Source organism: Corallococcus sp. CA049B, from assembly GCF_003611685.1.
In the GTDB taxonomy this organism is placed as follows: Bacteria; Myxococcota; Myxococcia; order Myxococcales; family Myxococcaceae; genus Corallococcus; species Corallococcus coralloides.
Genome location: NZ_RAWC01000025.1, coordinates 1 through 12,223, shown reverse-complemented (window position 1 = coordinate 12,223; position 12,223 = coordinate 1). Strand labels below are relative to the sequence as shown.

Genomic DNA, 12,223 nt, shown 5'->3' with positions numbered 1-12,223 from the left:
CGTGGGGCATGAGTGCTTCCTTCAAGTCCCTGGGCCTGTCCCCCGAAACGCTGGGCGCGGTGAAGCGTGCCCGCTTCGGTACCCCCACGCCCATCCAGGCGCAGGCCATCCCGCCCGCGCTGTCCGGCCGCGACGTCATCGGCTGCGCGGCCACCGGCACCGGCAAGACGGCCGCCTACCTGCTCCCCATGATCGAGCGCTTCGCGGGCGAGAAGGGCACGCGGGGACTCATCCTCACCCCCACGCGCGAGCTGGCGCAGCAGGTGGAGGAGCAGGCCCGCTTCTTCGGCGAGCCCCTGGGCGTCCTGCCCGTCCTCATCGTCGGCGGCGAGGACATGAACGCGCAGGTGGATGCGCTGCGCGAGCGCCCCACCCTCATCGTCGCCACGCCGGGGCGGCTCGTGGACCTGCTGGGCGTGAAGGCCGTGAACCTGTCGCGCATCCAGACGCTGGTGCTGGATGAAGCGGACCGGATGCTCGACATGGGCTTCCTGCCGCAGATCAACCAGATCCTCCACGCGCTGCCCCGCGAGCGCCAGACGCTGCTGTTCTCCGCCACCCTGGGCGCGGACGTGACGCGCTTCGGACAGCGCGCCCTGCACAGGCCCGTGCGCGTGGAGGTGACGCCCAGCGGCACGCCCGCGCCTCGCGCCGAACAGCACCTCTACATCGTGAAGCCCGAGGAGAAGTGGCCCCTGCTCCTCACGCTGCTCTCACAGGATCAGGCCAGCGCGCTCGTGTTCGTGCGCACCCAGCAGCGCGCGGACAAGATGAAGGAATTGCTCGCCGCCGCGGGCCACAAGTCCGCCGCCCTGCACGCGGGCCGCACGCAGGCCCAGCGGCGTCAGGCGTTGGAGGGCTTCCGCCGGGGGCAGTACCGCTGCCTCGTGGCCACCGACCTGGCGGCGCGCGGACTGGACGTGGATGACATTGGCCACGTCATCAGCCTGGACGTGCCGCATGGGCCCGAGGACTACGTGCACCGCATCGGCCGCACCGCTCGCGCGGCGGCCAGTGGGCGGGCGTCGTTGTTCGCGCTGGAGGTGGAGCGGCGCACGCTCCAGGACATCGAGCGCATCATCCGCCAGGAGCTTCCGCGCACGGAGGTTCCCCGGAGGGATCCCATCTTCAAGCGGGAGATGGAGGCGTTCGCGGCGAAGCAGCGCGACCCGGGACCGCCCCAGGCCGACCATGGGCGCTCCAAGCGGCCCGAAGGCGCGGCGCCCGGGCGGCATGCCCGGACGCATGGCAAGGGCCGGCCAAGGGGCCCCAGCGGTCAGTGATCGTGGTCGTCGTCAGGGCCGTGCGCGTGGCCGTGCTCGAGTTCCTCGGGCGTGGCGGCGCGCACTTCCTTGATGCTGACCTCGAAGTGCAGCTCCTTGCCGGCGAACGGGTGGTTGAAGTCCACCAGCACCGTGTCCTTGCGCACTTCCTTGACCAGGAAGTCGACCTCGTCGCCCTCCGGATCCGTGGCGCTCAGGATGCCGCCGGCCTTGATCTCCAGGTCCTCGGGGAACTCGGTCCGGGGGACCTCCTCGACGCCTTCCGGATCGTAGTCGCCGTAGCCGTCCGCCGCGGAGACGACCGTCTTCAGCGACTCGCCCGCGGCCTTGCCCTCCAGCGCCTTCTCCAGGCCGGGGACGATCTCCTCGTAGCCGTGCAGGTAGACGAGCGGCTCGCCCGCCTCGCTCTCGTCCACGATCTTCCCGTCGCCGAGGTGCAGCTTGTAGTCAATGGCGACAACACTGTCCTTGCCGATTTTCATGGGGCCCTCATAGCGCATTCAGTCATGTCGCGGTGGAAGGATGATGATCACCGTTACGGCGTGCACACGGACGTCCTACCAGCGCATGTGCAGCTCGAAGCGCCCGTGCCCGTCATCGGACTCCAGGACAGCGCTGGGGTTGGCGGCCCCGGCCTGGCGCAGGGCCTCCTCGCAGCACCCCGCCGCGGCCTCCGCCGGGAAGGGGTAGCCCTGGAAGGTCACCCGCCAGTCCTTGGGGCCCAGCTCCGTGGAGGTGATCTCCACCGGCTCCATCACGGAGCGGAAGCTCAGCGCCACCCGCTTCATCGCGCGCTCCGGGCCCGCGACCTTCAGGGCCACGTTCACGACCTTGCCGACCAGCGTCTCGAAGTAGCCGCGCACCAGGTCCCGGCCCATCTGCCGCAGGGCCTCCTCGCGAGGCCGGCCCGCGTACGCGGCCTGCAGCACCAGGTTCTGGCAGCGCAGGAACACCGACGCGGGATAGCTGGCCCTCGGCCTGTCCGGATCGTAGCCCGCCGCCGCCATGCGCTCGCGCAATCCGTTGTCCAACCGCACGCAGCGAAGCAGCGATTCGAACAGCGTGGACTGGATGACGACCTCGGCCGGGGACATGGACGCTCGAAGTGGGGAAACGCGTTGAAACCGGTAAGGCGCGCGACACTACCCTTTCGGGTCCTGGAAGCGAGCCCTCCAGCGATGTCACGTCCAACGCTTGTCATTTCAAGGCTTTGGAGGGGCCGGGGAGGCAATCGGCCGCCCTTGGAAACGATTTCCGGGCAGGGCCGTTCGTGAGCCAGACGATGGAAGGCGTCACGGACGAAGTGCTCATGGACCAGTTCCGCCAGGGAGACGAGCCGGCGTTCGAGGCGCTGTTCGCCCGGCACGCCGGGCGTGTGCATGGCTTCCTGGCTCGCATGGTGAGGGACGGACCGCTGGCGGAGGACCTCATGCAGACGACCTTCCTGTCCGTCATCCGCGCCCGGGGCCGCTACGAGCGGGGCACCCGCTTCACCCCCTGGCTGCTCACCATCGCGGCGAACGCGGCCCGGGACGCGCTGCGGCATCAGCAGCACGTGGACGCACACGCGCGAGCGCCGCAGGACGGGCCCACGTCGGTGCCCGCGCCGGACGGGGACCCGGCCATGCGCCGGCGCATCGAGGACGCGCTCCAGCAGTTGCCCGTGGAGCAGCGCGAGGCGGTGGTGCTGAGCAAGATGGAGGGGTGGTCCTTCGAGGAGATCGCCGAGATGCGCGGCATCCGCGCGGGCGCGGCCCGGCTCCGGGCGCACCGGGGCTACGAGAAGCTGCGCGAGCTGCTGGGCGGACTGGAGGACGTGTCATGAGCCCTCCGAACGACCCGTGGCGGTCCCCCCCGCCCCGCCTGGACCCGAAGGCGATGGAGCGGGCGCTGGCGGCCTCGCGCGCGGAGCTGGCGTTGAAGCGGCCGGTGCGCGGGTGGCGTTCGCAGGCGATGGGGCTGTTCGCGGCGTCCGCGGGCATGGCGCTCGCGGTGATGGGCGTGCTCCTGGCGTTGGGGCGCACCACGGGCTCGATGCTGCTGGGCCGCGCGCCCCTGCTGGCGTTGCTGCTGTCCACGAGCGCGGTGTGCTCCTGGGGGGCGCTGGCCCCGCGAGGGCGCAGGCTGCGCATGGTGGGTGTGGGCCTGGCGCTGGTGAGCTCCGTGCTGCTGGTGCTGACGCGGGCCACCCCGCGGGGCCCTTCCACCCTCCCCGAGTGGGTGTGCACGGTGAGCCACGTGGCGCTGGCGCTGGGGCCCCTGGTGGTGGCGCTGGTGGCGTTGCGGTCGGCGGCGTTCGATCCGCTGCGCGCGGCGGTGGCGGGGCTCGCGGTGGGGACGGTGGGCGCGGTCGTGGGCGAGCTGGCGTGTGAGCAGGGCCCCGGCCATGTGGCCACCTATCACCTGGGGGCATGGGCGTTGTTGACGCTCGCGACCTGGGCGCTGTCGAAACGACTCAAACCCCGGACCTACGCACCATGAAGCACGATCCCTCGCTCATCTTGACGCAAGACGTGGACGGCGCGCCGGTGCGCATGGGCGCGGCGGTGATGATCGTCCGCACCGAAGCGGATGACTCCGTGTCGGAGCGCTTCCTGGGCCGCGTGGGCGTCGTCGTGGCGCTGGTGTTCGACGACCCGGCCATGCAGTACCCGGGCGACCCGCTCATCCAGGTGCGCGTGGCCGGCCTGGGCGAAGACCTGTTCTTCGCCCGGGAGCTCGTCGAGGTGCCCGAGGGTCACTTCGTCGCGTTCGGGTCGTCCAGCTCCGGGTAGTGCCGGAAGATGCCCTGCTGGTTGAAGGGCTGCGCGCGAGGGGACTTCTTGTACGCGGCGATGCGAGGGCGCTCCGCGATGCGCTGACGCAGGGCCATCACGCCGGGGACTTCCGGCGCGATGCGGCGCATGGCATTGGGAAAGGCATACAGCAGGCCCTCCACCAGCTGGTACAGCGCCAGCTCCGGATAGGAGAAGTCGCGGCCCAGGAGGTGCTTCCCGCCGCCCTGCGTGTTTGCCTTCAACACGCGCTCGAAGTAGCCCAGGAACTTCGGGATGCGCTGGGTGCGGAAGTCCTCGGCGCGCTGCTTCGCGGCGTCCTTCTGCTCGTCGTAGTACTTCATCACGGCGAGCGGGTGGTGCGTGTCATGGGCTTCCGCGACCGCGTCCGCGACGGTGAGCTGGAGTTGGCGCGCATGGAGACGTGAGGCTTCGTCCTCGGGGACCAGGCCGAAGCGCTCACCCAGGTACGAGCAGATGTTGGGCGCCTGGGAGAAGACGACGTCGCCCACCTTGAGCACGGGCGGTGCGTACGCGGGCACGGGGCCCTTGGAAATCATGGCCGAGACGGCCTTGGCGCCGGATTGCAGGCCCACGTCGACCCAGTCCGCGCCCGCCTCCTCCAGCACCAGCCGCACGAACTCGCCCCGGCCGGGAATGCCGGGCCAGTAGTACAGCTCGAACTTCGCGTCGCTCATCGCCGTCACCTCGCGTGATGGGAACCGGCGCGCATCCTGTGCTCGTGGGATGCGCGCTCTGGAAGCCCATCCGCGAGGAGGGTTCACTCCCCTACGGTCACGCGGTCAGTGCGTTCCGCTGGTGAACTTCAGTCCGATGATGGCGACGATCATCAGTCCCAGGAAGAACAGGCGCGAGGGCGTGGCCGGCTCATGGAAGAACACCATGCCCGCGATGGCCGCACCGGCCGCGCCGATGCCCACCCAGACCGCGTACGCCGTGCCGATGGGCAGCTGCTTCACCGCGAGGCCCAGCAGGCCCATGCTCGCGATGATGGTTGCGACGGTGAGCACGCTGGGCAGCGGGCGGGTGAAGCCCTGCGTGTACTTGAGGCCAATCGTCCAGCAGACTTCGAGCAGGCCGGCGATGATGAGGAGGATCCACGACGACGACATGGCGCACGACTCCCGTGAAGGCGTCGTCTTGTCGTGACCGGGTACGGCGCACCTCGTCCGGGCTCGGAGGCCCCACCCCGGGGCCGCCGCACGCGCGGCGGAAGCTAACCGGGTTGAGGGCCCTCCGCCACCCACTTGAGGTGGCGGCTCAGGCTTCCTCGTCGGGGACCGGCCTGGCACCCGGCAGGAGGCGAGCTCCGCGCCGCGACACAGGACCACGTTGACGACCCGCGCCTACCCGCGTGGAAGAACAGGTGCATGCGAAACTGGAACGCCTGCGCGGACGGCCTGTTCTCCGGCCCTTGCACCGACTGTTTGCGACGGTGCGAAGGCCAACACGTATGGCCCTTCAATCCATGCCGCCCCGCCAAGCCGAAGCGATGAGGACCGAATGAGCCCACCCGACTGGAGTCCGCTCCTCGACCTTGCACGGCATGTCCTTCGCGAGGATGCACCGCTGACCCTGAGTGATGACGTGCGCGCGCTCCTGCTTCAGACCGCCGCCGAAGTGGCCGTTTCCGACGCCGCATCAGCGCTCCAGACGGACGCCGGAGCCCTTGCGCTCCTGCGCGAGTGCGCCCGTCGCATCACCGACGGGTCCGATCGCCTGACAGACGCACTGCACCGGATGTGGAAGCTCCAGCGTCAGGGAGATTGGGACGGCGCGCGACAGGAGATGCGCGATGTGCTCGCCGTCGAGGTCGTACCCTTCTACCGCGACCTTGCGACGGAGCAGCTTGACGGCATGAACGAGGACCCTTGACGACCATGGAGCCGCGCCCGGAGGTCCTACGCCCATCCGTCATCGCCGGATCCCGCGAACGAAGCTCATGGAACGCCATTGAACCTCGTTCGCGGACCGGACTGACGGGAATCAGAGGCTGTGGCTCAAGAGCCACGCGTAGACGTCATGGCCCGCCGAGCCGTCGTACGTCCGGCCCCACGAGTCGTGCCCCACGCCGGATAGAGCGTCAGCAGCGCCGCCGGGTTCGCCGCATCCCCGGTCCCGTGCAGCATCACCACCAGCGGGAACTTCTCCGTGGGCGCGTCGTCGTAACCCGGCGGCAGGTACTCCCAATGTCATGGAGCCTCCTGGAAGGGAGGCGTCACTCCAACAAGACAAACGAGGCACGAACCTGTTAAGCTAGAAAAACCAGCAATCGCAACAAATTCGTAAATTTCCAGTGGAGGCTTTTCAATGCGGTCCAAGCATTTCGCCGTCGTCGCGGGCGTGGCGCTGTTCGCCCTGGCGCTGAGCGCGCAGGCGGCGGAGATCTTCCGCAACACCGGAACCCTCACGGGCTGGAACTCGCTCAACGTGGAGCACAACGGTTCGCTGAAGGAAGTGACCAACGTCGTCTACGAGGGCTCCACCGCCATCAAGGCCACGCAGGTCTACGACCCGAACTACACCGAGCGCTACCACTCGGAGGTCGTGAAGCACAACGTGTACCGCCGGGGCGACACGGGCTTCTATGGCTTCATGTTCCGGCTGCAGCAGGACTGGCAGTTCCAGCCGCAGTCCTTCAACATCGCCCAGTTCATCGCGAACTTCTCCGACACGGGCTGCGATGGCCACATGCCCACCACCATGGTGTGGCTGTCCGGCAACCAGCTCACGACCCGCGTGAAGTACGGCACCGTCTGCGACCAGAAGACGACCACCTTCCGCAACCTGGCCACCGTCAGCGCCGGCGAGTGGCACAAGGTCGTCATGCAGGTGAAGTGGGCCAGCGACAACACCGGCTTCATCAAGCTGTGGTTCGACGGCGTGAAGGTCCTGGAGCAGTTCAACCTGGCCACCACCGTGGCGGATGACCGCTACCTCCAGTTCCGCGTCGGCCTCTACGCCAATGGCTGGCACGACAGCGGCTACATGCAGGGCACCCGCAGCATCTGGATTGACGAAATCGCCGCCGGCACGACGTTCGCCGACGCTGACCCTGCGCAGTGGTAGTCCCGGTGGGCGCGGCGAGGTCCTCCCCCCGCCGCGCCGCCAACCTCACGGCAGCTGTGACTGGAACGCGCCCCACCGCTTGTGCACCCACTGCCGGATGTACTCGACCTCCTCCGCGTGGGTCTTGAAGTCCTGGCGCAGGTGCCAGTCCGGGAAGTTGCCGTAGCCCCCGTCGCTCCCCGCCTCCGGCTTCGCGAAGTTCCGGTACTGCTCCACCCACCGCGCCTCGTCGCGCTGCGCATTGGGCCCCAGCTCCCGCACGTAGCCGTCGATCATCGCCTGCACCGCGGCTTCGCTCACCTCGTTCTTCAAGGCCTGCCGGTAGCGCTCACGCATGGGGCCCGCGATGCCAGGCTCCGCCAGCATCCGCTTGAAGAGCAGGTTCTCCGACGCGTAGGTGGGCCGCGCCGTGGCGCTGGTGCGCGTGGTGTCGTAGTTCTGCCCGAAGCTCGCGTCCAGGTCCCACGGGATGTAGCGCCAGGGGCCTCCCGCCTTCGGATCGTACGCGTGATAGGCGTTCTTCGCTTGCGAGTCATTGCCCTGGATGAGCGTATTGAAGATCCACCAGTCCTCGTAGTCGCGCGCCTTCAGCTTCGTGCCGAACTCCTGGCGGAAGCTGTCGTTGCTGGAGTCCGCCACCCACGCGACGAAGGCATGCAACGTGTCGAAGGCGTGGGGCTGCTTGTCGTCCGGCGTGCCCTCGGCCTTCTCGAAGCCGACGTGGAGGTGCTCCTTCGTCTGCCCGCTGCGCGTCAGGCGGGAGAAGTTGGCGTCCCCGGTGTCGGCCTTGTAGAGGTCCGAGTCATCGTCGATGCCGTTCCACTCCATCAGCCGCTTGTCCACGTGGTCCGCCGCCGTGTAGAGCCCGCGGTACTTGTTGTTCGCGTACACCACCACGCTGAAGGTGCGGATGCGCACAGCGTCCGGGGACAGCCGGTGCCACAGGTCGAACGCCAGCCTCGAGCGCAGGTAGGAGTTGTCATTGAAGGTGGTGATCAGCACCACGCGCTTGCGGTCCTTGAAGCCGTCGCCGAAGACGGGCTCGGAGAACAGGTCGTCCTCCGCGAACTTGAAGGTCATGCTGCGCTTGGGGAACACGCTGGACGTGGCCCCGCGGTACTTCGCTTCAATCGTGAAGCGGTGGCCCCGGTACACGACCTCCGCGGGCCGGTAGCCGCCGGACGTCAGGCCCTCCTTCCCGAAGAACAGGTGCACCACGGGCAGCCCGTACTCCTCCGTGTAGGCCACGGGGTCGACGATGTCGGCCTTGCCCGGCGCGTTGTCGTTGTTGGCCACGCCCACCTTGAGCGTGCCCGTCTCCCCGGTGGTGCGCTCCTCCAGCGCGAGCATCCACACCGCGCCCTGGTTGAGCGCGGGCGTCCAGCGCAGCGTGGCGGTGGCCTCGTCGAACGTGGCGCCCGCGGGCAGGTTCTTCACCCCGAAGCGCAGCCCGCCCTCCTTGAGGCCCGTCGAACACGTCACCTGCGCGGTGAGGGCCTCACCCTCCAGCACCCAGCGCGTGTCGCCCGCCGTGGGCGCGCAGGCCAGCGGGGCCGTGCCCGCGTCCGGCGTCCCGGTGCCCGCATCGGGCTGCGAATCCGTTCCCGCGTCGGAGGAAGGCTGCGTGCCTCCATCCGCCGTGCCGTCGCCGGATTGCGGGTGCGTGCCCGCGTCGGAGGCCGTGCCGGAAGGCGTGTCGTTCGTGGGCGACGAGGTGTCACCGCCGCCGCACGCCACCAGGGCGAAGCACGCCAGCCCCGCCAGTCCCCGCGTCCACCATCGCCTTGTTCGCACCGAGCAGCGTCCCCCTTGCGTCACGGGCCCGTGACAGGCCGTGGAGGCAAGGGGTAGTCATCGTGCCGGAGTGCCGACACCCGCGCTTCAGGGCGATGTCTCACGCCCGACAGCGTCAACGTCAGTACGTCGCGATCAGGCCGACGTGCAGGCTGGAGTACGTCTCCTCGGCCGCTCCACCGTCGTTCCACCCGGTGAGCGTCCCGGCTCCGGAGAAGCGGTCCTTGAAGTGCGCCAGCCGCCAGGCCACGTCGTAGCCGAACGGCCCCCAGATGTCCCCGGACACGCCCAGCTCCGCGCTCCAGCCAAAGCTGGACACGGACGTGCCGTAGTCGCGGACCTCCAGCGCCCGCCGTCCCCCGTCCGCTTCCGGCGAGTGCCCCGGCTTGGGCGACAGCAGGAGCCCGCCCGACGCGTCCAGCCGCACCGAGCTGAACAGCGGCACGGACAGGTCCAACGCCACGGACGGGAACACGCGGTGCGTGCCGGTCAGCGGGGTGTCCGTGGACTGCTCCACGTCGAACGCGCGCGTCTGGATGCCGGCGCGCGCGCCCACGTAGCCCTGCTGCGGCCGCGTCGTGCCGAAGCGGAAATAGAAGCGGTACATCGCCTGCGCGGTGAAGGCCGTGTCCGTGGCGTTCACCTCGCGCACCGGCGTCTGACCGCCGTCCCCGGTGAGCGTCACGTCGGAGCTGGAGAAGCCCCGCTGCGCTCCCAGCTGGACCCCCAGCCCGCGCAGCGCCGACGTGGGGTGACGCGCCAGCGGCAGCACCTCCGCCTCCAGCGCCAGGCCCAGGTACGGATACGACGACGAGAAGTCCGACGTGTCCCCGAGCTGATCCTCCTCCGGCAGCCGTTCGTACGCGCCGCAGCTGTCCACGCCGGGCCGCGCGCAGAAGCGCCGCCACGTCGCCGTCAGGGACAGGTTGAGCCGCACCCAGGTGGGCGCGCCCACCTCCAGTGCCGGCTCCGCCTTCGACTGCGCCTTGCCCGAAGGGCCGTTGCCCAGCCGCAGCGACAGCCACGCCGGGGACTCCCGGGTGCCATGGAAGGCCGGCGGCGTCAGGACGTCGGAGGCCGCCGCGGCCGGAGCCGACAGGGCTCCGACGAGGGCCAGGGTCCGCGGCAGTCCCGAGAGGACCCTCGCGCTTCGGGTGGTCGTCATGCTCCGGGCAGGTTCACCCAGGGCCGGGGCGAAGTCCAGGCTCGGGGCTCAGGCGTTCATCACGTGACCCACGCCGGCCGTGGAGGACACTGGCGCGGGCTGCGGGGTGAGCGAAGGCGAGGAATCCTGGGACACCACGGGAGCCGGCTGGGCTTCCTGCGCACGCCCCAGGAAGTCGCGCCGGTAGATGCGCACCATGGCCATGAAGATGGACGCGATGAGCGGCCCCACCAGCAGGCCCATCATCCCGAACACCGCCAGCCCGCCGAACATGGACAGGAAGACGAGCAGCGGGTGCAGCGCCATGCGCGAGCCGCACAGCCGGGGGCGGATGACGTTGTCGATGCTGCCCACCAGGAACGTGCCCCACGCGAGCAGGAACACGCCCTCGCTCACCCGGTTGGCCGCGATGAGGATGACGCCGATGGGCCCCCACACGAGCGCGGTGCCGCCCACCGGCACCAGCGCCACCAGCACCATGGCCGCGCCCCACACCCCGGCGTGCGGCACTCCGGCGATGAGCAGCCCCACGAAGCCCACCGCGCCCTGCACCAGCGCGGTGACGGTGTTGCCGTAGATGATGGCGTACGCGACGTCCGTGAACTCGTGGGAGAAGGCGTCGAAGTAGCGGCGCTCCAGGGGGATCAGCCGGGCCACCTCGTTCACCAGACGACGGCCGTCCAGGAAGAAGTAGTACATGGCCACCGTCATCAGGAACATGTTGACGAGCAGCTCCGTGCCGGCGCCCACCACGTCCGCGAGCAGCCCCGCGCCGCCCGACACCGCGGTCATCAGCAGGCGCTCCGTCTCCGAGCTCTCCGGATCGAAGTGCACGTAGCGGGAGAGGCCCCGGGGCAGGCTGTTGAGGAAGTGGTGGCGCAGGTCCACCTGATCCAACAGGTCCTGCGCCTGGCCCACGAACTGGAGCACCTCGCGGGCCACCATCCAGCCCACCAGCGCCAGCGGGGCCAGAATCAGCAGGAACACCGCGAGGGTGGACAGTCCGGCCGCCAGGGACTTGCGGCCCTGGAGCCGCCGGTCCAAGGAGTCCTGGATGGGCATGAACAGGACGACCAGGAAGCCGCCCAGCAGCACCGGCATCAGGAACGGCAGCAAGATGCGTGAAAAGAGAATCAGCGCGAGCGCGAACAGCCCCGCGAAGATGAAATTGGACCACCGCTTCGAATCGCCCGCCGTCACCGCCCCACCCCGTCCCCCAGTACGACTGCGCGCAACGTAGGAATGGTTATTCCCACCAGGAAGTCCGCTCCTCCCTTCCCCAAGAGGCCATCCATGACTTCTGGACGTTTCGCACCCCTGACAGCTGTCGCCGCCGCCGTGGTGTCCAGCGCCTTCCTGCTGCTCGGTCCCGCTGGCTGTGACGAGAGCCAGAGCGTGGCCTGCGCCGACAACTGCCCCGCCGTGGAGGGCGCGTATCCCCTGAGGTTCACCGGAGATGCGGGCCTGCCCGCCGAGTGCGTGAACCTGAACGTGCAGCCGCTGGCCGAAGGCGAGGTGCTGAACATCCAGCGCACCGAGGGCGGCATGCTCACGGGCACGCTGGCGGGGGTGGCGCTGACGGGTCAGGTGTACGCGACCGGCGATCTGACCCTGACCGGCGTGCCGCCGCCCAGCAGCGATGGCGGGGTGAGCACCGTCTACACCCTCAACGCGACCCACACCGGCGGACCCGAGGACGGCGGCGTGGGCAGCAGCCTGTCCGGGAACTTCACCGGCCAGTTCTCGCGCGTCCAGGGGACCAGCGCCCTGCGATGCAACGTGGCGCGCCCCTTCACGGCGACCCGGCAGTGAAGCCAGGGCCGCCGGGAGCGGCGCCAGGGAAGACGAACTACTTCTTCTTGCCTTCGGCGGCGGCGGCCTTGGCGGCTTCCTTCTGCTTCTTGATCCGCTTCTTCCAGTGCTGACGGATCTTCATCTGCACGCGGCGGTGCTTGCTCTTGCTGTTGGCCATGTGGGTGGCTCCTGGTCTCCGGAATGGAGCAAAGGGGGGCTTACCTATCAGAAGCCTACGGGCTCCCGGAAGAGGAACCCTCGGGGTCCCCCGGGTCGGGGGCCTGGGCAGCCTCCGGCGAGGGCCCGGGCCCCCCGTCCGGCGG

Annotated in this window: 15 protein-coding genes and 1 riboswitch; of the genes, 7 read left to right on the top strand and 8 right to left on the bottom strand. The window is 69.4% G+C overall.

Annotated features, from left to right (window positions below):
- The first annotated feature begins 8 nt into the window (after positions 1-8).
- Positions 9-1,283: a DEAD/DEAH box helicase gene (locus D7W82_RS08440; RefSeq protein WP_120617845.1), complete on the top strand. Its 1,275-nt coding sequence runs from the start codon at positions 9-11 to the stop codon at positions 1,281-1,283.
- Here D7W82_RS08440 and D7W82_RS08435 read toward each other — a convergent pair.
- Both D7W82_RS08435 and D7W82_RS08430 read right to left on the bottom strand, forming a co-directional pair.
- Positions 1,277-1,765, bottom strand: coding sequence for a peptidylprolyl isomerase (locus D7W82_RS08435; RefSeq protein ID WP_120617886.1), 489 nt, complete (start codon positions 1,763-1,765; stop codon positions 1,277-1,279). The two genes, D7W82_RS08440 and D7W82_RS08435, sit on opposite strands and share 7 nt — an antisense overlap.
- A 75-nt stretch (positions 1,766-1,840) precedes the next feature.
- Positions 1,841-2,377, bottom strand: coding sequence for a DUF2378 family protein (locus D7W82_RS08430; RefSeq protein WP_120617844.1), 537 nt, complete (start codon positions 2,375-2,377; stop codon positions 1,841-1,843).
- 188 nt (positions 2,378-2,565) lie between these two features.
- On the opposite strand from D7W82_RS08430, the gene D7W82_RS08425 reads away from it, so the two are divergent.
- From D7W82_RS08425 to D7W82_RS08415, 3 genes are read left to right on the top strand one after another with little or no spacing between them, the layout of a single operon-like run.
- Entirely contained in the window at positions 2,566-3,108 is a 543-nt protein-coding gene (locus D7W82_RS08425) for an RNA polymerase sigma factor (RefSeq protein WP_120617843.1), read from the top strand.
- Positions 3,105-3,764, top strand: coding sequence for an NrsF family protein (locus D7W82_RS08420; RefSeq protein WP_120617842.1), 660 nt, complete (start codon positions 3,105-3,107; stop codon positions 3,762-3,764). The genes D7W82_RS08425 and D7W82_RS08420 overlap by 4 nt, the downstream gene beginning before the upstream one ends.
- Complete coding sequence (locus tag D7W82_RS08415) at positions 3,761-4,057, top strand: Carotenogenesis protein CarS (RefSeq protein WP_120617841.1); 297 nt, start codon at positions 3,761-3,763, stop codon at positions 4,055-4,057. Before D7W82_RS08420 ends, D7W82_RS08415 begins: the two co-directional genes overlap by 4 nt.
- Here the strand turns inward: D7W82_RS08415 and D7W82_RS08410 are convergent.
- Positions 4,021-4,755, bottom strand: a complete 735-nt coding sequence (locus D7W82_RS08410) for a glutathione S-transferase (RefSeq protein WP_120617840.1) — start codon at positions 4,753-4,755, stop codon at positions 4,021-4,023. The genes D7W82_RS08415 and D7W82_RS08410 overlap by 37 nt on opposite strands.
- A gap of 105 nt (positions 4,756-4,860) precedes the next feature.
- Positions 4,861-5,190 carry a quaternary ammonium compound efflux SMR transporter SugE gene (sugE, locus tag D7W82_RS08405; RefSeq protein WP_120617839.1) on the bottom strand — a complete coding sequence of 110 codons (330 nt, stop codon included), beginning with the start codon at positions 5,188-5,190 and terminating at the stop codon, positions 4,861-4,863.
- Between the two features lie 17 nt (positions 5,191-5,207).
- Positions 5,208-5,277: riboswitch (guanidine-III (ykkC-III) riboswitch) on the bottom strand.
- Positions 5,278-5,581: 304 nt separating this feature from the next.
- On the opposite strand from sugE, the gene D7W82_RS08400 reads away from it, so the two are divergent.
- Positions 5,582-5,953 (top strand): DUSAM domain-containing protein, encoded by a 372-nt coding sequence (locus D7W82_RS08400; protein ID WP_120617838.1) that lies wholly within the window; start codon positions 5,582-5,584, stop codon positions 5,951-5,953.
- A 435-nt stretch (positions 5,954-6,388) separates the two neighbouring features.
- Positions 6,389-7,147, top strand: coding sequence for a polysaccharide lyase (locus D7W82_RS08395; protein ID WP_120617837.1), 759 nt, complete (start codon positions 6,389-6,391; stop codon positions 7,145-7,147).
- 45 nt (positions 7,148-7,192) lie between these two features.
- Here D7W82_RS08395 and D7W82_RS08390 read toward each other — a convergent pair whose 3' ends face one another.
- From D7W82_RS08390 to D7W82_RS08380, 3 genes are all read right to left on the bottom strand, one after another.
- On the bottom strand, positions 7,193-8,941 hold the full coding sequence (locus tag D7W82_RS08390; protein WP_120617836.1) for a CotH kinase family protein: 1,749 nt from the start codon (positions 8,939-8,941) through the stop codon (positions 7,193-7,195).
- 121 nt (positions 8,942-9,062) lie between these two features.
- On the bottom strand, positions 9,063-10,106 hold the full coding sequence (locus D7W82_RS08385; RefSeq protein ID WP_120617835.1) for a hypothetical protein: 1,044 nt from the start codon (positions 10,104-10,106) through the stop codon (positions 9,063-9,065).
- Positions 10,107-10,154: 48 nt separating this feature from the next.
- On the bottom strand, positions 10,155-11,306 hold the full coding sequence (locus D7W82_RS08380) for an AI-2E family transporter (RefSeq protein ID WP_120617834.1): 1,152 nt from the start codon (positions 11,304-11,306) through the stop codon (positions 10,155-10,157).
- A 93-nt stretch (positions 11,307-11,399) separates the two neighbouring features.
- On the opposite strand from D7W82_RS08380, the gene D7W82_RS08375 reads away from it, so the two are divergent.
- Positions 11,400-11,918, top strand: a complete 519-nt coding sequence (locus D7W82_RS08375) for a hypothetical protein (RefSeq protein ID WP_147439265.1) — start codon at positions 11,400-11,402, stop codon at positions 11,916-11,918.
- 37 nt (positions 11,919-11,955) lie between these two features.
- Here the strand turns inward: D7W82_RS08375 and D7W82_RS08370 are convergent, their stop codons facing one another.
- Positions 11,956-12,078: a hypothetical protein gene (locus tag D7W82_RS08370; protein WP_014396669.1), complete on the bottom strand. Its 123-nt coding sequence runs from the start codon at positions 12,076-12,078 to the stop codon at positions 11,956-11,958.
- Positions 12,079-12,223 lie beyond the last annotated feature (145 nt).